The organism is Spirosoma arboris (assembly GCF_009754945.1).
In the GTDB taxonomy this organism is placed as follows: Bacteria; Bacteroidota; Bacteroidia; order Cytophagales; family Spirosomataceae; genus Spirosoma; species Spirosoma arboris.
In genome coordinates, this window is record NZ_WPIN01000005.1 from 537955 (window position 1) to 559469 (window position 21515).

The following is a 21515-nucleotide window of genomic DNA, read 5'->3' on the forward strand; positions in this document are numbered from 1 at the left end:
AGATTGGCTAACACTAGTCCAGCCAGCTAACTTCAAACTATAAATCTCAAACCGTCCATCACCCATGCTCTCCGACTTCGGCGTTCTTCTGCTCTTTATAGTAGGTGCGTTTGCGTTTATCGCAATCGTACTTTTTATAGCGCGATTATTACGCCCAAGTAGACCGAACGTGGAGAAGAATAGTACGTATGAGTCGGGCGAAGAGCCAGTTGGTAATGCTAATGTGCAGTTTAATATCCGATTCTATGTTGTCGCTTTAGTGTTTGTCCTGTTTGATGTTGAACTGGTATTTCTGTTTCCCTGGGCAACTGTGTTCGGTCAGGAACGGCTTATCAAAGCAACTGAGGGCCTTTGGGGCTGGTTCGCGCTAACCGAAGCAATTCTGTTCATTGTTATTCTAGCTCTCGGACTTGCCTATGTATGGGCAAAAGGTTACCTTGATTGGGTAAAACCCCAGCCGAAAGTACCAATAATAGAAACGAAGGTACCTACGGACTTATATCAACAGGTAAACGAACGTTATAAACGTTGAACCCATTTCTACTACGCTGCCTTTGGCTAACAATTCTAATTAGTGGCTCACTATCAGTAGCTTCATGGGCTCAGCAACCTACTGCTAGTGTGTATCAGGTTAAGGTCGTTACAAAATCAGCACATCGCATCCGAGGTATATTATCCGAAGTTACAGACTCATATCTTTTTCTTGGGAATGAAAAACGTAGCCGAGAAGGTAGAATTCCACTTATAGATATTCGAAAAGTGGTGATTCGGAGAAGGAGTAAAAAAAATGCAATAATCAGCGGGGCTATTATTGGTGGATTAGCAACAGGCTTTTTAGCAACCCAATCGTTGCAAAAAAATCAAGCTAGTAGCCCAGTCACCTATGGCTTGACGCTAACATTTGCCGCAGCTAGTGGTGCAGCAGCCGGTTTAGTAGTAGGCTCAGCACTTGGCAACCTGACAAGCCGGGTTATTCGTCCTGCGGATCGAAATAATCCCGAACTTAGTTTATTCCGACAACTGGAACCATTTAGTTGGCGATACCAGCAGGATTTAATTAATCGTCTGCCTCAAAAAGAAAACTAACATGACTTCTCAGTCAGTAACCGATAAATCAGGTGAAGCCAGCGTCATGCTGATGCACTCTGAAGATTTGCTCAACTGGTCGCGGGAGAAATCGTTGTGGCCACTAACCTTTGGCCTGGCCTGTTGCGCCATTGAAATGATGGGAGCAATGACGGCGAGTTACGATCTCGAACGATTCGGTATTTTTCCGCGCCCTTCACCCCGGCAGTCCGATATTATGATTGTCTCCGGCACGGTAACCTATAAAATGGCAGATCGCATACGGCGACTTTACGAGCAAATGGCCGAACCGCGCTATGTCATTTCAATGGGTTCATGTTCAAACTGCGGTGGTCCCTACTGGCAACATGGTTATCATGTAGTGAAAGGAGTAGATCGGATTATTCCAGTTGATGTGTATGTACCAGGCTGCCCCCCCCGCCCTGAAGCCCTTATCGATGGCTTTTTGAAATTGCAGGAAAAAATAAGAACAGAGCACCCATTGTCCAAAAGTTAGAAGTTCCATGCTCTCGATCGCCCTTCGTCAAACAATTGGGTCAATCCGGCTTTTGTGGCTGATCTACGGCATTACCTTGGTGCTGGGTTTACTGGTTGCTCTTCCGTTTTACAATACCCTTAAAGTAGAAGATCAAAATTCGCTGGCGTTTCTGAATCTCCTGAATGGGTTCGATTATACCATTTACTCCGATTTCATGAACCGAAGTCAGCGAGTTATTTCTCCGTTGATAAGCACTGGACGCTGGTTGGGGCTTTTGTATATTTTTCTCAGTGTTTTTTTTGCGGGCGGTATTTTGCTACGCTTTTCTCAGCCCAATACTCAATTCAGTTCTGGCCTATTCTGGCAGGGTTGTAGCCATTATTTCGGACGGTTTCTACGACTTTTTGCGGTTACTCTCCTCTTTGTCATTGTTGGGGCGGGTCTTTGGCTTGTGGCCGGTTCGTTAGTAGGTATTGCCTTAAACGATACGTTGACGGAACGAGGGCAGTTCTGGATTGGCGTGGTATTTTTCGCGCTATTTGCCCTAACAGCTACGCTCCTGTTCTGCATTGGCGATTATGCTAAAGTACTGATGTTTCGGGAAGATGAACATAATGCCTTTCGAGCGTTCGGGCAGGCAGGCCGCCTGGTGATTCGTAACCTAACCCGAACTTATGGTTTATATGGGCTAATGATCGTAATCGGTACAGGTTTATTCGGGATTTATTTCCTTCTGGATGAAGCTATTTTAATGAGCAACTGGCTAACCATTTTGCTTATGTTTGTCATTCAGCAGGCTATGATTTTCATCCGTGTTGGACTTAAAGTCTGGTCATTAGGAACCGCATACAATCAATACGAAAAATTCCCCAAACCTATCTTGATTCCCCAACCTATTCAGTTAGTGAATCCCATTTCAGAAGCGAGTGACGAAGCGACAGTAAATACTGTAGAGCCGTAAGTAGATAGGCAATCACCCTTGCCATAACTCATTAGACACATGAATATCAGCCCTAACGTCTATTTTTTCGGTTTTATTCTTTTTATCACACTTGCATTTAAGCAAGATGTACCACCCCGGTTGCAGTTATTTTTACTCATTGGGCAATCGAATATGGCGGGGCGGGGTATTCCAGAAGCCGAAGATCAGCAGGCGAATCCTCACGTTTGGATGCTTGCCAAAGACCTGAACTGGGTGCCAGCCCGCGATCCGATGCACTTCGACAAACCCGATATTGTAGGTGTAGGCCCAGGCTTGTCTTTTGCCAAACGACTGGCCGATGCATATCCAGAAACAAATATTGGGCTGATTCCCTGTGCAGTAGGTGGTTCGGGCATTGATGTCTGGAAGCCGGGCGCTTATTATGAACCAACCAAATCGTACCCTTACGATGACGCGTTACGCCGGGCAAAGAAAGCCCTCGAAAATGGACAGTTAGCGGGTTTTCTCTGGCATCAGGGTGAATCAGACTCAGACCCGGAGAAAGCAATCGTCTATGAAGAAAAGCTGACCGAACTGGTTCAACGATTTCGAAACGACCTGAATGCCCCCAATGTACCGTTTGTGGTAGGGACACTTGGCGATTTTGTCGTAGACCGGGACCCAGAGGCTAAAATCGTCAATGAGGCTCTTCAGGAGGCCACCAAGCATATCCCAAACTCCTACTGCGTACTTGCATCAGGCCTTACCGACAAAGGTGATTCCACCCATTTCGATACGCATTCGGCCCGAATCCTCGGCCAGCGCTATGCCGATGTATTTATCCAAAAGAAATTAGTGACGACCAAACCCTAAGAATAGGGGCCATAGCATATTCGAATAAAAAATCGGCGTAAATCGATCTAATCTGCATCATCTGAGTTCTATTAAGCCTAATCTTCTTTGGCCATTTCGTATAATTGCAAAACTATTTTCCTTTCTTAACCATTGATTGTGCCGCATGGCTATTCCTACTGTTTCACCCAAACCATCCGACGATCAGGCTCAATCGGCTACTGTCGGACTGTTTGGTCTCCCGGTCATTGTAGCTGCCCTGGGCTACTTCGTTGATATTTACGATCTTCTTCTTTTCGGTATTGTTCGTGTACCTAGCCTGAAAGACCTTGGCCTCACTGCTGAGCAAATCTCAACTGTTGGTGCCAGCATTATCAACTGGCAAATGGGTGGCTTACTCCTCGGCGGTATTCTTTGGGGAATTATTGGCGACAAGCGAGGGCGTCTATCTGTATTGTTTGGCAGTATCATTACTTACTCTATTGCTAACATTGCCTGTGGGTTCGTTAAGAACGTCACATTCATGGACCCAACTGTATATTATGCCTTAATGCGCTTCGTGGCTGGCATTGGGTTAGCTGGCGAATTAGGTGCGGGCATCACACTTGTTAGTGAAGTATTACCCAAAGAAAAGCGCGCTATCGGTACTTCACTTGTAGCTGGTATTGGCTTATTTGGTGCTGTAGTAGCCTATTTCACCGTTAAACTATTCGATTGGCAAATGGCCTTCTTCGTCGGGGGTGGTTTAGGAATTGGGCTACTGTTGCTTCGTGTTGGCGTGGTTGAGTCAGGCATGTTCAAGGATGTCTCCGATCAAAAACACGTTAGTCGAGGCAATTTCCTGTCCTTCTTTACAAATGCAGACCGGCTTTCGCGCTATCTTAAATGCATTGGTATTGGTCTCCCAACCTGGTTCGTGATCGGCATTCTCGCTACTTTCAGCAACGAGTTCGGTAAGGCATTAGGCATTGCCGAAGAAATTCAACCGGGTTTAGCCATCATGTGGTGCTACGTTGGTCTGGCCGTAGGCGATCTGGCCAGCGGATTCATCAGTCAGTCATTATCATCCCGTAAAAAAGCGGTTGCCCTGCTTATGGCAGTTGCGCTCGTATTCGGCTTAGTTTATTTGTACTTCGGTGTTAAAAGCGCAACTGTTCTTTATAGCTTATGTCTGGCTATGGGTTTTGGCATTGGTTATTGGGCCATGTTCGTAACCATTGGGGCTGAGCAATTCGGGACGAATATTCGAGCTACAGCTGCTACCACTATTCCCAATATGGTACGCGGCCTGGTCATTCCAATGACCTTAAGTTATCAGGCACTTAAGCCATCCCTGGACATCATCAATGCTGGAGCCGTCGTCGGTCTGATTAGTTTCATGCTTGGTTTCTACTCCATCCTAAGCATTCCCGAAACCCATGGCAAGGATTTGAATTATCTGGAAGAGTAGTCTGAACCGGGATTTAGCTGATTTTGGGATTTACAGGATTTTGCCAAAAAAAGTAATTAACAAAATCCTGTAAATCCCAAAATCAGCTAAATCCCGCGGGGTCGCCCGTGCGGTTCAGAAACAATCATGGAAACCAGCAAAATCAACGAAATTCCGGCTCAGGCATCCGTTTCCTACCGCCCTCTATTCGCACTGCCCGTCATTGTGTCGGCGCTGGGCTTTTTTGTGGATGTGTACGACATGCTCATTTTTAGCATCGTGCGGGTACCGAGTCTGCAATCGCTGGGTCTATCGGAAGAAGAAGTTTCGAAAGCGGGGACGTTTATTATCAATTTCCAACAAGCGGGTCTGGTCGTAGGTGGAATTCTCTGGGGCATGCTGGGCGATAAGCGCGGACGCATGTCGGTGTTGTTTGGCAGTATCATTACCTATTCACTCACCAACATTGCCTGTGGATTCGTGCAGGACGTAAATACCTATGCTTTTTTGCGCTTCATAGCGGGCGTTGGTCTATCTGGCGAAATCGGTGCGGCTATGGTGCTTGTCTCCGAAATCCTACCGAAAGCCATTCGCAGTTATGGTTCCGCGATGGTGGCAGGTATTGGCTATTTAGGCGCTGGAGTCGCCTATTTCACTGTCGAGTACTTCAACTGGCGAACTGCTTTCTGGGTTGGTGGCGGTATGGGTTTAGCACTGCTATTACTTCGCGTAAGCGTCTTTGAATCAGGGCTATTCAGTCGCATGAAGAGCGACCATAAAGGGGTTAGTCGTGGTAATTTTCTTTATTTTTTCAGTAGCTGGAAACAAGCGATCAAATACCTTCGCTGCGTAACAGTGGGTATGCCAACCTGGTTTGTTGTGGGTATTCTGGCCACATTTGCCAACGAGTTGGGGCAAGCACTGGGCATCGAAGAAATTGTAAAACCCGGCCGCTGTGTCATGATGATTTATGTGGGAATGGCCGCGGGCGATTTACTCAGCGGACCAATAAGCCATTGGTTAAAATCACGGCTGAAAACCATTACGGGTTTGTTGATTCTGAACAGTGTGTTCAGTGGTATTTATCTATTTGGTGGTATTCACACAGCGAGTGGCATCTATACTATCTGTTTGCTAACGGGCTTCTGCACAGGCTATATTGCCATGTACCTGACAATGGTAGCCGAGTTGTATGGTACAAATCTGCGTAACACAGCCACAACATCAGTACCGAGTGTAGTACGTGGCACACTCATTCCCATGACCCTATTTTTTCAGGCGCTGAAACCGTCGCTGGGCGCTTTGGTAGCCGCCGGAATCCTGGGAATTATCGTTTATGGCCTTTGTTTTTGGTCGCTCAGCCAAATGGAAGAGACATTTGGTAAGGACTTAGACTTCGTGGAGTAATAGTAGCCATTCATCATTTATTTAAACCGTTTCTCCAGATTGCCAGCGTTCAGGCGGCAGATCAGCATCATTGGGTTGACAGCTAAAGGTCATAAACTTAAATTGTTTAACTCAATGAAAACGTCAATCAAATTCCTCGCTAGTGCCTTCGTATTTGCTTTAACTATCTCAGCATCAGCACCTGTTTTCGCTACTGATGGTCATCCACAAAACAAAGCCTTTGCGGCTGTTGTATTTCCTTCCATCAATGCATCTAAGCTTTGGCTATGTCTGGAAAAATACCAGTCCGAGAATAAAATTACCCTTCAATTAATCAATGAACGGGGTGACGTATTGTTCAATGAAATTCTCTGCGGCAAAAACAGCAAACAGAATGCGTTCCGTCAACAGTTTGATATGAATGAGCTTGGCGACGGTAACTACACCTTCCGCATTACGGCAGGCGACCAGAAAGAAGATATTTCCATCAAACTTGCCACTCCCTCGCTGGAAGCTCCTACCCGACTCATTGCCATCAAATAGTTGCTACGATATTCGGTAGTACGAAAACTCAAACACCCCGAAAGCTTCGAACTTTCGGGGTGTTTGAGTTTATGCTTATTCAAGCGAAAATGCGCCATATTGAATAGAATTTCAGCAATTACCGCTTATAAGAGCGTTCTATAAGTACGCGCTGATCTTAAAATTTGATATCAATGGCCAGGCTTTTTTTCCCACTTATTGCCTTCGTTTTCGCGCTTCTGGCTACACCGTCTGTTGCCCAGACCAAACTAGATAGTCTCCTGCCTATTAGGGGGTTTTGTATTGCGGCCCCACAGCCCAAACAACTCGATACATTTATCAAGTTTATCAACGAAGAATTAGCCCCTCGGCAAGTCAATACATTGATTCTCCGGGTTGATTTCAATTATGAATTTGATAGTCATCCCGAACTGCGTGATAGTATCGCTTTGTCGAAACGAGACGTAAAAAAACTGGTGAAAGTCTGTCGTCAACACAACATCCGCCTAATTCCTCAAATCAATCTTCTGGGCCATCAGTCCTGGGCCAGTAAGACGACAAACTTATTGCGCGTCTATCCTGAATTCGACGAGACACCTGAGGTAAAAATGCCCGAGAAATACGTCTGGCCTAATCCTGATGGCTTATATTGCAAAAGCTATTGCCCGCTGCATCCAGGCGTACATGCGGTCGTTTTTGCCCTCGTTGATGAAATTTGTGATGCATTTGAAACCGATGCTTTTCATGCGGGCATGGACGAAGTTTTTTATATTGGTCATGAAAAGTGTCCGCGCTGTTCAGGACGCGATAAAGCCGAATTGTTTGCGGGCGAAGTCAATATAATCCGAGATCATCTGGCCCAGAAGAATCGTAAACTCTGGATTTGGGGCGACCGACTTATCGACGGAAAAACGACAGGAATTGGTCTTTGGGAAGGTAGTTTTAATAATACCTACCGCGCTATCGATCTGATTGCCAAGGATGTCATGATTTGCGACTGGCACTACGAGCGGCCCGATCAAACAGCCGTTTATTTCGCCACAAAGGGCCTGAGCGTCATTACTTGCCCCTGGCGGAAGCCCGGTTTTGCAATTCTGCAAACGCAGGATATGATCAAATTCAGAAAATCAGTCACGCCCGTCATGAAAGATCGGTTTCAGGGTATGATGCAAACGGTTTGGTCGGGCGCCGGGCCATTTCTGGATGAATTTTATGGCGTGAAAGTAAACACTGAAGCGGGCGATGACACGCCGAGTAGCTGCTTTAAAGCTATGTTTGGCGAAATAAAACGACTAAGTGAGGCTAATTAACGTTCCCACAAAATGGTATCAACTCCACCGAAATCAAGTGCCACTAATCTGTTGGTAAAACGCGTATTTTCCATTGATGTCTTCAGGGCACTGACGATGCTCACAATGATTTTCGTCAATGATTTAGGAACATTGTCGGGTATTCCGCTCTGGCTCGAGCATTCGCGTGCTGATCAGGATTTTCTGGGCTTTGCCGACACTGTTTTCCCTTGTTTTCTGGTCATTGTCGGTATGTCGATTCCCTTTGCCATTCGCCAACGACTCGACAAAGGTGATTCCTATAGCAAGATCGTTGGGCACATTGTTTTGCGGTCAGTTGCCTTGTTAGTTATGGGCGTTTTTTTCGTCAATATACACGACCTCAATGCAACAGCCACGGGCTTAAATGCTGCCTGGTTTGTAATCCTGATGATTATAGCATTCTTTCTAATCTGGAATCAATACCCCAAGCAAAAGGGCACGACCAAAACTCTTTTCACTGCGCTTCAAGTAGTTGGTATAGGAATGCTGGTCTATCTGGCAATTAGTTTCAGAGGAGGCAGCGATGATCATCTTGTTCGAATGACACCCCAATGGTGGGGAATTTTAGGGCTTATTGGTTGGACATACTTAACCTGCGCTACGCTCTATTTATTTCTCCACAAGCAGCCAATTCTTCTGGTGGCTTGCTGGCTGTTTTTTACTTTAATGAACATTGCAGGTCATTCAGGATGGCTACACACACTTTGGCCCGATGGTCCGCGTACCTGGATTCCGGACAATGGCGCATTTAACTCTCTTGGCTTCGCAGGCATATTAGCCACGCTTCTCCTAATACATTTGCAGCGCACTCAGAAAGCACAGCAAGCCCCTCTCCTGTTCACCGGAATTGGTATTTTATTTGTCATAGCCGGATTTTTGGCCAGGCACTATTTTATCATCTCGAAAATTCAGGCAACCCCTACCTGGATTTTTCTGTGCTGCGGCATTGCATTTATTGTCTACGCAGGTATCTATTGGTTAGTCGATTTAACTGGCAAGGCGCATTGGTTTGATTTAATAAAAACCGCCGGAACTAGCACATTAACCTGCTATCTAATCCCCGATCTCTATTATAGTCTGGCCGATCTATCTGGCATGTCACTCCCCGAATCGCTAACAATCGGTGGCGTTGGGCTGATCAAATCACTCCTATTCGCTCTTTTGATTATTGGTATTACGGCGGTATTAGGGCGGTTAAGAATTAAACTTAAGTTGTAGTTTCCCCTCACCCCCTGCCCCTCTCCCAAAACGGGCGAGGGGAGTTCGACTGCCTACTTTTTTCACCCCTCTACCGTTTTGGGAGAGGGGCAGGGGTGAGGGAAACTTTTCAACCGACAAGCACCCACCCAATTCAAGGGGTAACTTTTCACTACAACTCAGTTAAAATTACGTACTTGTCTGTCAGAACACACGGCAAGGCGGTTTGCCCCTATTCACAACTTTCGATTAGTTAATCTTCATTTCGCATGACACCTTTGATTCAAGCGCTCGTTGGAACATGGTTTATCTGTAGTACAAACTTTCCGATGTGGTTAAAAGGCGATAAAATAAACCCCACGTTTACGTACTCAATCACGGATAAAAAAGGCGAAACCAATGTGCTATTGGACGAAGTGAAGTACCAGCAAAAAGGCGAATTGAAAACGCTCACCGGTTTCGATTATCAAAGCCTAACTGACTCATCGGCTTTCGTTTGGCGGGGTAAGGGCGTTCTAAGTTTAGTACGGAGCAAGTGGAATGTTGTCCTGCAAGATCCTACTGGTCAATGGGCAGTCATCTGGTTTTCAAAAACGCTGTTTACGCCTGAGGGGGTCGATATTATCAGCCGCACACCTCAGCTTCCCGAAAAGACACTCAATCACATCAAGTCGTTGATGGCCGATAATTCATTGTTAGCAAAGCATCTTATCAATGTGCGCGATCTGCCGGTTCGATAAAATAATAGGCAAATAACTCTGCTTTATCCGTGTTATCTACGCTCCAGTTTTTGCCAATTTATTCCTATGAACTACACCCGAATGCCGATTGAAATCGAGTCGCCGGAAGAAATCGGCTATTCAACTATTCAGTACAATCTGGCCGAAAGTTCGGTGCGCGACATTCATTTGAAAGATTTAAATCTCAATTTAAATGACGTACTCTTGTGTTATGGACATCACCGAGGGCATCCCGATTTGCTTGCCTGTATCGCCAGCGAGAGTTCGATTCTAAAGCCAGACGATGTGCTGGTTTGTAGTGGTGCGGCCACTGCATTATTTATCATAGCCACTACCCTGCTCAACTCAACCGACCATCTGATTGTGGTGCGCCCGAATTACGGAACTAACCTCGAAACACCGCGCGCCATCAATTGTGCCATGAGTATTATCGACCTAACGTTCGATGAAAAATTTGCTTTAGATGTCGATCAGATACGTCAATCTATTCAACCCAATACCCGACTCATTAGCATTACCAATCCTCATAATCCGACAGGCACGGTTATTCCCGAAGCTATTCTGAATGAATTAGTTGAGCTGGCCGAAGAGCACAATTGCTATTTGCTCGTTGATGAAACCTACCGCTATCTGAATTTCCAAACACCACTTCTCCCCTATTTAGCCGAGAAAAGTAAGCGCGTGATTTCGGTTAGTTCACTGTCGAAAGCGTTTGGCGTTCCGGGTATCCGTATTGGCTGGATCATTTGTCGCGACGCAGAACTGATGACCCGGTTTCTGGCGGCCAAGGAACAAATTATGATTACCAATTCGGTAGTGGATGAACAGATCGCTCTGCACATTCTACAAAATCAGGAAAGTCTGTTACAGGAGACCCATCAGCAGATTAGAACCAATTTTGCGATTATCAGTCAATTTTTTACTCAGAATACGTATCTGGAATGGGTAGAGCCCACTGCTGGTGTTGTCTGTTTCCCACGACTAAAAGCGGGTTATTCCATCAATACGACAGCGTTTTACGAATCCCTGTATTCGAACTACCAAACCCTTGTAGGACCAGGCCATTGGTTCGAACAGGACAAAACCTACATGCGCATCGGCTTTGGATACCCTACAGCCGATGAGTTAGTGGCTGGCCTGCAAAACCTTGAACGGTGCCTGATGGAACATATAAAATAGTCATTTCCCCTGCGTTACATACCGATAAATCCATTCGGATACTGTGGCCATAACGCCCGATGTTAGCTTGTCGTCTTTAATATCTTTCGACAATAGAACCAGTACATATTTCCGACCATCGGGTAGCAAAACAATACCTGAATCGTGGCGAACACCCGTAATGGAACCTGTTTTGTGAGCTACTTTCACATCGTTCGGAAGCTTAGCGGGAATAGCATCGTTAAATTTCTGATCCAATAAAGTAGCAATCATAGCTTTCGACGCTTCGGGACTCACGGCCTGGCCAGTAGCAATCTTGTCAAAAATCAGCATCAGGTCGTAGGCTGTGGTTGAGTTATTAAGTCCCTTAGCAAAGGCTTTTGAATCTTCGACACCTCGCCGAACCTGAATGTCTTTAGCGCCTAAATCGCGCATGGTTTGCAATACGTTTGGCGCACCCACAAGCTCAATGATTAGGTTAGTTGCTAAATTGCTACTGACCGTGATCATGTCATAAACCAAAGAAGCCAGTGTTCGCTTAGTCCCAATCTGTTTATAGGTAATTGAATCACTATCCGACGAAACCGGCAGCGTGTATGGACTCCCATCAACAATGCTTTTAAACTCAGTCTTTATCAGGATAGAATCTGACAGCGACAGTTTCCCCTGAGCCTGTTGTTTATAGACTTCAATCATAACCGGAGTTTTCATAGTGCTAGCCGCATGAAATACCTCTCGCTCTCGGATCAATAATTCTTCTCCAGTTGCCACATTCCTGAAGGCAACAGCAAAAACACCGGGGTATTTACTAAACTCCTGCTCAATTTTCTGGCGCAATTCGGGCAGTGTAAGGCGGGATTGAGCACCTAACGAGAGCCAGGCAGCCGATAAACAAATAAGAAGTAGCGATAGCAAACGAACTTTGAGGTTAAGATACTGCATAGTTTCAGGTTGTATAAATGATACTGAGGATCGCCAAAATTTAGTCAATTAGGCGCATTTTTTAGTGTAGCAACCCAAATTATACCGCACTTAGCCAATAGCTACAATTCCTCTGAAGCAGCCTGTTTCCTATGTTCGAGTGCTGTTTTTTGTGTATTATTACCTTATTCTCAATTCTTGCTAAAAATCTGTCAGACAAGTTGCCTGACAATGAATTTCTGACAATTAAAACGAGGATTTATACAACCAGTTAACTACTAGTTTCTAATGGATTTTTCGACGTACAAAAAAAGTACAGCGTCTGTATGGGCGGGTGAAACCGAGCCAACTGCCAATGGTGCCGTTACAACGCCAATCGTGCGAAGTGTTGCCTTTGCTTACCATGATCTGGACGAATGGCACAATGTAGCAACCGGCAAAGCTGAGGGCTACATTTACAGCCGGAACACAAACCCAACTGTACACGTACTCGAAGAAAAAATCCGAATCCTGGAAGGTGCCAAAGCCGCTACTTCCTTTGCTACAGGCATGGGTGCCATTAGTAATACATTGTTTGCTCTATTGGCGCCCGGCAAACGAGTTGTTTCGCTCAATGATACTTACGGTGGTGCCAGTCGGATTTTTCTCGATTTTCTGCCACGCTATCAGGTAAATGTCACGCTCTGCGACACAACGGATTTCGATGCACTCGAAACCGAAATCGCTAAAGGCTGCGACGTTCTCTACCTGGAAACACCAACCAATCCGACCCTTAAAATTGTCGATATAGCTCGATTAGCGGCCGCGGCCAAAAAAGTAGGTGCCATTACCGTCGTTGACAATACGTTTGCAACCCCTATCAATCAAAACCCACTGGCGCTGGGCGCTGATCTGGTTGTTCATAGTGCGACTAAATTTCTCGGCGGCCACTCCGATGCGATGGGTGGTGTTCTTTGTGGTGCTAAGGCCCTAGTTGAGAAAGTGTTCCAGTTCCGGGAAATCAACGGAGCCAGTCTTCAAGCTGATCCGGCGTATATGATTGCCCGGGGAATGAAAACTCTGGAACTCCGCATTGAACGCCAAAACGCGTCGGCACTGACCATTGCCAGGTATTTAAAAGCACATCCTAAAGTTAGCAATGTGTTCTATCCCGGTCTCGAAACCCATCCCGGCCACGACATTGCTAAAACGCAGATGTCCGGCTTTGGCGGTATTATGAGTTTTTCACTGAACGGTGGCTACGATCATGTGAAGAAATTTCTGCCCAAACTCCAGTTTGTGCACCTGGCTGCCAGCCTTGGCTCAGTGAGTACATTAGCTGGGCCGCCGAGAACCACCAGCCACGTCGAACTCACCGAAGCACAACGCAAGCAGCTTGGTATTCCCGAAAGCCTGATCCGGTACTCAGTCGGTATCGAGAACGTAGAGGATTTACTTACTGATCTGGAAAATGCCCTGGCCTCTTTATAGTCTACGGCTCGCGCGACACTAACCTCAATAACCAATGAAAAAACTCACTTCACTACTACTTGGCCTTCTACTTCTGGCTAATTTTCAGGGCAGTGCTCAAACTGCTACATCGACAAAAAAAACGTCTGATATAGCCACCCAACGACTGGAACAGGAACTAGAGAGTATTGCGAAACTAGCCAAGGGCAAAGTGGGTGTTTGTGCACTGCATCTTGAGTCGGGCAAACAGATTAGTTTAAATGTACAGGAACGATTTCCGATGGCCAGCACCGTTAAGGTAGCCATTGCCGTACAACTCTTTACCCTCATTGAGCAAGGCAAACTGTCTTTGATGACGATGGTCGATTTGCAACCTTCAGATCTCCATCCGGGTAGTGGCACGCTGGATGTCCTCTTCGCAAAACCCGGCGTTCAGTTGTCTGTTCAGAATCTGCTCGAACTAATGATGGTCATTAGTGATAACTCAGCAACGGATATTCTCCTTCGTCTGGTGGGCGGTACCGAAGCCGTTCAGAATCGGGTGAAGGCATTGGGCATTAAAGGTATGTCTGTTGATCGAACCATTATCCAACTGCTGGCTGATCTCGATGGTATTACGCTCCCTCCGAGCAGTCAATGGACGCTTGGATTCTATGCCAAACTAGATAGCGCCACTACGCCAGCTATGAAGCGGGAAGCGGGCGTTAAACTCATCACCGATCCACGTGACACATCGACGCCCGAAGCGATGGTTAACTTATTGGCTCAAATTTATCGGGGAACGGCGCTCAAGCCCGAAAGTAGGGCTCTATTACTGGGGGTTATGGAACGTTGCCGGGGTGGTGCTGCCCGACTCAAAGGCTATTTACCACCGAATACAATCATTGCCCATAAAACGGGTTCACTGGATGGTAGTGCCACCGACGATGTAGGTATCATCACCTTACCGGGCGATGCAGGCCATATTGCGATTGCCGTTTTCGTTGGTGACTCACCTATGCCAACTGCCGAACGTGAGCAGGTTATTGCGCATAGTGCCCGCTCGATTTATGATTACTTTTTGTATCAGCCGCCCGTCATGCCTACTTCGGCCCGGTGATTGGGATAGTGCAAGAGCACTATTCCTTATCCAACTCGGCTAGCGACTAAATTAATGAGCGTATTCACGACGAAGGCAATGCCGAACGAGACAGCAATCGAAAATGAAGGCAACAAATAAGCTTGCATGATTAGAAAGGTAGTAAAACCTAATAATCCGAGTACAAGTCCACGCAACGTCGTAATAGTCGCATTACTACCCTGAAGTGAATGGGAAAAGATAGCCAGGATTGACGTCAGGATGGGAAAGGGGGTTAGAATTCCACTCCAGTTCGGCCCCAGAACACTGGCTAATCCGGTGATGGCCAGTACAAACAGGGTGGCAACAAACATTCGAATGGGAATATCGAACGGTAGCCTTTTGCCGTTGGTAGGTTGTTCGGTAGGGACAGGAAAAAATCGTAGCGCCAGCAGAACAGAACCCATCACCAAGCCATAACTCACCAACAGATTTAGCTGTAAATAATTGACCAGCACAGCAGTGATCGTATAAATCACATACGATAAGAGGAGCGTAGGTAACCAGGTCAGTTTTTGAGAGAAGACGGAATAGCTGAAACAAAAGCTAATCAACGCCAGAATCCCTGTCATAGTACCTTGAATGGCCTGAATACCAAATGCTTTACCCTGCTCGAAAATAAAAAATAGGAGAATAGGCCCGGCAACCCACGGCATACTACCAATCAGCCCTCCCAGCTTATTCCCCCATTTCCGAATCGACAGAGTAACCAGCGCAATAACGACCGGTATAAGGGTCACTTTAAGAAGGAGAAGATTCATTTTAGTTTAGATTCTATACCTATTACCTTAATTAGCCAAAGTGATAGCCCGTTTGCCAAATTTATTCTCACTATCGTAGGCCAGGCCAAGGCCAACACTGGAGAGCTTATTTTCATCGGCGATGGCGGCATTGGGAAAGAGCCGTTTAAATTCAGCCTGAATGGAATGTACTTCGGTTGACCCACCCGTTAGAATGACTAAATCAATCGCTTCCCGTTTCACACCAGCTTCCTGAAGACACTGCCGGGCCGAAGCCGCTATTTTCTCAACTTCACCTTCAATAGACTTTTCGAACAGCGTACGTTTGATCGGCACAAAAAAGCCTTCCTCAATAAAGTCAAGTGCGGCATCGTGCTCATTCTGCGCCGAAAGTGCAATTTTCGATCCTTCGGCAGCGGCCAGCAACGTATGCCCTGTTTCGTCTTCGAGCACTTTTAAAAGTCGCTTATACCGTTTTTTATCATGCGACTGATGGAGCAGTTGCCGTACCTGCATGATTGTTTTAGGTGTGTATAGAAAGTTAACTTTACTCCATTCGGCCAGATCATAAAATGGCTTCAACGGCACCTCTAAATTCTTCTCTCCGTATGTGCTTCTATAGCCCAGCTCAGGCATAATGGCTGCCAGACTTAGTTCTTTATCAAAATCATTCCCCCCAATCCGTACCCCGGTATTGGCCAGAATATCCGATGACCGATCCGGTTTATGGATGTATTTATTCGACAACTTAATGACTGTAAAATCGGACGTGCCACCACCCAGATCGGCGACAATGGCTAGTTTTTCAGCACTTAGTTGCGCTTCGTGAGCAAAGGCGGCCGCAATAGGTTCAAACTGGAAGTCGATGTATTTGAAGCCAATTCGCTGAGCAATCAACTGCAATTCCGACTGTGCGCGACTATCCGCTCCAGGATCATTATCGACAAAATGAACAGGGCGCCCCATCACCACATGCTCTATTTCCTGACCGGCCACCGAATCGGCTTTGTCCTTTACGTGCTTTAAAAAGGCCGTGATGATCGACGAAAAATTCATAGATGCGCCATTCACCAGCGTACCCTGTTTCATTAGCGATGTTCCCAAAACTCGCTTTAAACTCCGCATGAACCGACCTTCCTGCCGATCGAAGAATAGATTAACGGCTGTTCTACCATAGAATGCCTTGTTATTGCTTCGCTGAAAGAAAATTGCGCTCGGAATCGTTACCGATGCGTTTTCAACTGGCACGAGACTGATTTCACCGTCATTGGCAATGGCTACGCTTGTATTTGATGTACCGAAGTCGATTCCGCAAGAAAGTGTTGTCATCCTCGAATGCGCGATTTTTAGTGGAAAAAGGGCGCAAATTTACGATTAAAAACTGGTTTATAGATCGCTGGCTCGTATGATTGTTAAGATTAATCATAGTCTTCTGGCCTACTAAAAAATCAGCGACCTATTGCTATCCTGCTGCCACGAAAATCCTTACCTTAAGGCAAACAACCTGCTCCATATGAAAAAGTCTTTATCAAGCCGTTTCTGTTCAACAGGGTTATTGGCTTACTTTCTATCACTGGGCCTACTTTCCCCCCTTCTAGCCCAGCCAATGACGTATGACCTCCCTAAAAGCAAGTATGGCCTCCCGGTGGTCAATGATGTAAAAATTTACAAAAAAATCGTAACGGCTGATCCCGATAATGAGCTGGTCGATATGCGTCAGATTTTGCCGGATGCTCAGTTTGACGTTACCTATGCAGATACGACCAATTTTCTAAAGCGAAAACTCTATCCGACGGCAGATGTATTCATGCGAAAGCCAGCTGCCATGGCTATTCGGCAGGCGAGCGAAAACCTGAAAAAGCAAGGATTTGGCTTGTTGCTCTTCGATGGTTATCGCCCTTATGCCATCACTGTACTTTTCTACGAAGAACACGGCGACACTACCTTTGTGGCCGACCCTAGAAAAGGATCAAAACACAACCGGGGTATGGCTATCGATCTATCACTTTTCGATCTAAAAACCGGCAAACGATTGTCGATGCCTTCGGGTTATGACGAATCGACACCACGTGCTTATCATAACTACATGGATTCTGACAGTGCATCGCTGGCCCACCGCGCCATTTTGCGATCAGCGATGGAAAAGGTCGGTTTCGCCATTTTCCCCTGGGAGTGGTGGCACTACGATTTTAAGGGTTGGGAAAGTTGCTTTACCTACGATTTATCGCATGAAACAATCCGACAGGCCAACAAAACCCTCTCTAAAGCAAAAGCGAAGTAATTTCCTAAGCCTTCCCGCTTCAGTACAACACAATACCTTTCCCTGGTGCTTACTTTTCTCATCATAAAAAGAGCAGCTAACCGATCTGATTAGCTGCTCTTTTTATGATCTATTCCTTTAATGAAGCCTTATTCTTTCAAGCTTTTCAAATAGGCAATGCTCTTGGGCATTTGTTCGTATTCTTTATTGCTTTCATCCTCAATGTAATAGTGCTTCACGCCCGCTTTTTTCGCTAAGCGTAGAATTTCGGGAATGTTCACCTGACCATCGCCAAGGACAACGTCATTTTCGGGTGGTGTGCCTCCCGTCAAATCACCTTTAACGCCTTTTTTAAGGTCTTTCAGGTGCATGAGTTTATAGCGACTACCGTACTTTTTCAGCAAGGCAACCGGGTCTGCACCACCATGTTGCGTCCACAAGATGTCCATTTCGAATGATACATATTGAGGATTGGTATTCTTAACAATGTAATCATACAGCGTACCATCTTCGTACGGATGAAATTCGTAGCCGTGATTATGATAACAGAAAGTAATTCCGTTATCCTTCATCGTTTTGCCGATCCGATTAAAATCCTCGACGGCTTTTTTGGCATTATCCAGGTTAAAACTCGCCTTTTGATGAGGAATCCAGGCGCACATAATAAACGAAGCACCTAGCGCTTTTGCTTTATTAATCGCTGGCATAGGATCTTTTGCCAACTCCTCGTATCCGCCACCCGTTGCTGAGATTTTGATCCCTCGCTCGTCGCATAATTTTTTAAATTCTGCTTCGGTCATTCCTTTGGGTGCTCCCCCTTCCATATCAGTGATACCCAGTGCTTTGATCGTATCTAAGGTTGCTATGACATTTTTCGGGAAGCTAGCCCGATAGGTATACGACTCAACCCCAATTGGAAATGTGTAAAGCTTGCCTTTCTGGGCAAAACTGTCTGTCAAACTGAGTAATGAAACGGTTGCTAAACACAACGAGAAAAAGGTTTTTTTCATGGTTATCGGTTTTCTTTTTTAATTCATCAATTGCAGAAATGGCCGCACGAGCCAGAAGCATAGGCTTGTTCTATAAGGCTTCATGAACCTCTTTTTTACTTAGTTCTTCTCATACATTCCTATCAGGCAACTTTCCTGTTCAGCGGAATAGACCAATGCGCTTATACACTCGATTCAGTCCTTACAATTCAAGCAGAAGCTCCTTCCGTTTACCCATAGGTTTGAGCAGTTCAGGCAGATAGTGTATGGTTTCAAATGACGCCAGATAAAACTTTGCACCGTCAATTGTAAACAACAATCCGCTATGAACTTCCGGCATATCTTATTCATTAGTTGGGCAATCCTGAGTTGCCTTACCGCCTGCAAACATCAGGAACAGGCTGTTACTCCAGGCCCACCAGATACTCAACCCAACAACCCAGCCCAAAATGCGACCCCGATTGGTCAACCGCAAGGCGCTCCCACAACTCAAACCATTGGCCCCGAAGGTGGTACGATTACTACGCCTGATGGTACAGTTAAACTAGTTTTACCTGCTGGTGCCGTCACGAAAGCTACTACTATCACCATTCAGCCCATAACCAACGAGGTTCCTAATGGTCTGGGGATGGCCTATCGTTTTTCGCCAGACGGTACACAATTTGCCAAGCCAGCTACTTTGACCGTTCATTATAATACGGCTGATGTAGCTGCAAATGATCCCGACCTGCTCCAGGTGGGCTACCAGGGAAGCGACCAGCGCTGGGTACGAGCAGCAGACGTGCAGGTAGATACCACCAACCAGCAGATTTCAGTGCCTATGCCTCACTTCAGCGATTGGAGTGCATACGAACTCGCTAAACTCGAATTATTGGATGTTAATGGGAATCCGGCTGATGGAAAAAAGGCCAAATTAGGCGAGTCCATAAAACTGGAGATCTCAGAAGCCATACTTATAGAACCATTGGTTAATCCTGACAGAGAATCCCTGACGATTAAAGATGTAGCATGGTCAGTGTTGGATGGTGGTGCCAATGGGCAGGTCACAGGCAAAGGATATCAGGCTGTTTACACGGCTCCTAATAAATATCCTCCTCACAACCCGATCATAGTCGTAGCCGAAATTACGTTTAAAGAGCGATCCCGAAAGGCTTATCTGCTTAAACGCATTTATATTGAAACAGATGATTATTTCAGAGGTACGATTGATGGAGTCGCCTTCGACTGGCCCGTTATGTCCTATACAGGAATTTATGATAAGGTCTTAATCGTAGGTGGTGAAGCGGGATGGGTGCCCAATATTCAAATTTCTATATACCATGGTCCTGATAACCTAACCGGTTCTTATCCGTACACCGAAGTTGTCAAGGAAAATCGTGCTCTTATAGGGTATCGAAACACCTCAGCCGTAGGCGATGGTAGTATTAACTATTACTACGAATGCACAGGTGATCTGGTACTTTCATCAGGTGGGGTTACAATAACCAACGTGGAGCGTAAAGATGGTAGAGAGATCGTTGAAGGGAGTTTTACGGCTACGGTCTACAAAGTCTCCGGGAAGTGTCCCGCCATGCTTCAGAAGAAAACAGCGCTAACGGGCTCCTTTCATTTAAGTCGTACTGTGACGCAATAAAGAACCTTGTCTATATCAGGCATAAGCACGTTGTTCTTACCTGATATAGACAGTATTACTCCTAGCAACCAGCAAGTAGAATTTAGGTTAAAGGTGCTCTACGTGGCATGCAACGAAGGACGTTTATTCAGAATACAGGCTTGCTTACGGCAGCTCTGAGCACAGCCGGAACGGAACTTTTGGCCGCGTCGCCATCGCAGAACGGAGCGAAGAACAAGCTTCCGAAATGGAAAGGCTTTAACATGCTCGATTTCTTCTCGCCCGATCCAGCGAATAGTCGACCAGCTACCCAGGAAGACTATTTCAAATGGATGCAAGATTGGGGCTTCGATTTCGTAAGGATTCCGATGGCATATCCAGCTTACCTGAAGTTTGACCGGAGCCGGAACATCACACAAGAAGAAGTGTACAATATTGATCAGCAAGCCGTTGATCGGATTGACGCGCTTGTAGCAATGGCGCATAAACATAACCTGCATGTCAGTCTGAATCTGCACCGCGCACCGGGCTACTGCGTGAACGAAGGCTTTCATGAGCCCTACAACCTCTGGACCGATCAGGCGGCACTCGATGCATTCTGTTTTCACTGGAACATGTGGGCCAAACGGTATAAGAACGTATCGTCGAAGAAAATCAGCTTCGATTTGCTGAACGAACCCAGTATGCGGGCCGACATGAATGATCAGCATTCCAAACGCAGTACTGTACCGGGGGAGGTGTATCGAAAAGTGGCACTAGCCGCGTCAGAAGCAATTTGGAAGGAAAACAAAACCCATCTTATCATCGCAGATGGGAACGATACCGGCTCATCGGTAATACCCGCCATCGCCGATCTGAACATTGCCCAAAGTTGTCGGGGCTACAATCCGGGCATCATTTCGCATTACAAAGCGCCTTGGGCAAATAAAGATCCAGATCACTTACCAGAACCCAAATGGCCGGGACAAGTGGGCGACAAGTACCTGAGTCGAGCCATGCTCGAAACCTTCTATCAGCCCTGGATTGATCTGGTAAACAAGGGGGTTGGTGTACACTGTGGCGAGTGCGGTTGCTGGAACAAAACACCCCACGATGTGTTTCTGGCCTGGTTTAAAGATGTGCTTGATATTCTGTCGAGCAACGGAATTGGGTTTGCGCTTTGGGAGTTTGTAGGCTCATTTGGCATTCTCGACTCCGGCCGCACCGACGTAGCCTACGAAGATTGGTACGGCCATAAGCTGGACAGGAAGTTATTGAATTTGATGTTGAAGGCGTAAGGTTACTTTACAACTAGCTTCCCGTCAATGTAGATACGTATGACCCCTT

The 21515-nt window shown here is 46.2% G+C and carries 21 protein-coding genes; 17 read left to right on the forward strand and 4 right to left on the reverse strand.

What is annotated here, in order from left to right; translation table 11 throughout:
* The first annotated feature begins 64 nt into the window (after positions 1-64).
* From GO755_RS16215 to GO755_RS16270, 12 genes are all read left to right on the forward strand, one after another.
* Positions 65-532: an NADH-quinone oxidoreductase subunit A gene (locus GO755_RS16215; protein ID WP_157586211.1), complete on the forward strand. Its 468-nt coding sequence runs from the start codon at positions 65-67 to the stop codon at positions 530-532.
* An 89-nt stretch (positions 533-621) separates the two neighbouring features.
* On the forward strand, positions 622-1086 hold the full coding sequence (locus GO755_RS16220) for a hypothetical protein (protein WP_317165888.1): 465 nt from the start codon (positions 622-624) through the stop codon (positions 1084-1086).
* 1 nt (position 1087) lies between these two features.
* Complete coding sequence (locus GO755_RS16225; protein WP_157586213.1) at positions 1088-1582, forward strand: NADH-quinone oxidoreductase subunit B; 495 nt, start codon at positions 1088-1090, stop codon at positions 1580-1582.
* Between the two features lie 7 nt (positions 1583-1589).
* Positions 1590-2525, forward strand: a complete 936-nt coding sequence (locus GO755_RS16230; RefSeq protein ID WP_157586214.1) for a hypothetical protein — start codon at positions 1590-1592, stop codon at positions 2523-2525.
* A gap of 39 nt (positions 2526-2564) precedes the next feature.
* The gene (locus tag GO755_RS16235) at positions 2565-3359 is read left to right on the forward strand and encodes a sialate O-acetylesterase (RefSeq protein WP_157586215.1); all 795 of its coding nucleotides are present in this window, start codon (positions 2565-2567) and stop codon (positions 3357-3359) included.
* Positions 3360-3504: 145 nt separating this feature from the next.
* On the forward strand, positions 3505-4788 hold the full coding sequence (locus GO755_RS16240) for an MFS transporter (RefSeq protein ID WP_157586216.1): 1284 nt from the start codon (positions 3505-3507) through the stop codon (positions 4786-4788).
* Positions 4789-4914: 126 nt separating this feature from the next.
* Positions 4915-6174 carry an MFS transporter gene (locus tag GO755_RS16245; protein ID WP_157586217.1) on the forward strand — a complete coding sequence of 420 codons (1260 nt, stop codon included), beginning with the start codon at positions 4915-4917 and terminating at the stop codon, positions 6172-6174.
* Positions 6175-6288: 114 nt separating this feature from the next.
* Positions 6289-6696, forward strand: coding sequence for a hypothetical protein (locus GO755_RS16250; protein WP_157586218.1), 408 nt, complete (start codon positions 6289-6291; stop codon positions 6694-6696).
* Positions 6697-6869: 173 nt separating this feature from the next.
* Positions 6870-7985: a family 20 glycosylhydrolase gene (locus GO755_RS16255; RefSeq protein WP_157586219.1), complete on the forward strand. Its 1116-nt coding sequence runs from the start codon at positions 6870-6872 to the stop codon at positions 7983-7985.
* Positions 7986-7997: 12 nt separating this feature from the next.
* Positions 7998-9224: a DUF5009 domain-containing protein gene (locus GO755_RS16260; protein ID WP_157586220.1), complete on the forward strand. Its 1227-nt coding sequence runs from the start codon at positions 7998-8000 to the stop codon at positions 9222-9224.
* A gap of 248 nt (positions 9225-9472) precedes the next feature.
* Positions 9473-9943, forward strand: a complete 471-nt coding sequence (locus GO755_RS16265) for a lipocalin/fatty acid-binding family protein (protein ID WP_157586221.1) — start codon at positions 9473-9475, stop codon at positions 9941-9943.
* 66 nt (positions 9944-10009) lie between these two features.
* Positions 10010-11122: an aminotransferase class I/II-fold pyridoxal phosphate-dependent enzyme gene (locus tag GO755_RS16270; RefSeq protein WP_157586222.1), complete on the forward strand. Its 1113-nt coding sequence runs from the start codon at positions 10010-10012 to the stop codon at positions 11120-11122.
* Here GO755_RS16270 and GO755_RS16275 read toward each other — a convergent pair whose 3' ends face one another.
* Positions 11123-12043, reverse strand: coding sequence for a serine hydrolase (locus GO755_RS16275; RefSeq protein ID WP_157586223.1), 921 nt, complete (start codon positions 12041-12043; stop codon positions 11123-11125).
* A 267-nt stretch (positions 12044-12310) separates the two neighbouring features.
* On the opposite strand from GO755_RS16275, the gene GO755_RS16280 reads away from it, so the two are divergent.
* Both GO755_RS16280 and bla read left to right on the forward strand, forming a co-directional pair.
* The gene (locus GO755_RS16280; RefSeq protein ID WP_157586224.1) at positions 12311-13492 is read left to right on the forward strand and encodes a cystathionine gamma-synthase family protein; all 1182 of its coding nucleotides are present in this window, start codon (positions 12311-12313) and stop codon (positions 13490-13492) included.
* Positions 13493-13526: 34 nt separating this feature from the next.
* Positions 13527-14570 carry a class A beta-lactamase gene (gene bla, locus GO755_RS16285; protein WP_157586225.1) on the forward strand — a complete coding sequence of 348 codons (1044 nt, stop codon included), beginning with the start codon at positions 13527-13529 and terminating at the stop codon, positions 14568-14570.
* 26 nt (positions 14571-14596) lie between these two features.
* On the opposite strand, the gene GO755_RS16290 is transcribed toward bla, so the two are convergent.
* Complete coding sequence (locus tag GO755_RS16290) at positions 14597-15349, reverse strand: hypothetical protein (protein ID WP_157586226.1); 753 nt, start codon at positions 15347-15349, stop codon at positions 14597-14599.
* A gap of 27 nt (positions 15350-15376) precedes the next feature.
* Complete coding sequence (locus tag GO755_RS16295; protein WP_157586227.1) at positions 15377-16657, reverse strand: Hsp70 family protein; 1281 nt, start codon at positions 16655-16657, stop codon at positions 15377-15379.
* 184 nt (positions 16658-16841) lie between these two features.
* Between GO755_RS16295 and GO755_RS16300 the strand changes: the two genes are divergently transcribed.
* Complete coding sequence (locus GO755_RS16300; RefSeq protein ID WP_157586228.1) at positions 16842-17609, forward strand: M15 family metallopeptidase; 768 nt, start codon at positions 16842-16844, stop codon at positions 17607-17609.
* Positions 17610-17737: 128 nt separating this feature from the next.
* Here GO755_RS16300 and GO755_RS16305 read toward each other — a convergent pair whose 3' ends face one another.
* The gene (locus tag GO755_RS16305) at positions 17738-18598 is read right to left on the reverse strand and encodes a sugar phosphate isomerase/epimerase family protein (protein ID WP_157586229.1); all 861 of its coding nucleotides are present in this window, start codon (positions 18596-18598) and stop codon (positions 17738-17740) included.
* A 304-nt stretch (positions 18599-18902) separates the two neighbouring features.
* On the opposite strand from GO755_RS16305, the gene GO755_RS16310 reads away from it, so the two are divergent.
* On the forward strand, positions 18903-20210 hold the full coding sequence (locus GO755_RS16310) for a hypothetical protein (RefSeq protein ID WP_157586230.1): 1308 nt from the start codon (positions 18903-18905) through the stop codon (positions 20208-20210).
* Between the two features lie 107 nt (positions 20211-20317).
* Entirely contained in the window at positions 20318-21466 is a 1149-nt protein-coding gene (locus GO755_RS16315) for a glycoside hydrolase family 5 protein (RefSeq protein WP_157586231.1), read from the forward strand.
* Positions 21467-21515: the final 49 nt, after the last annotated feature.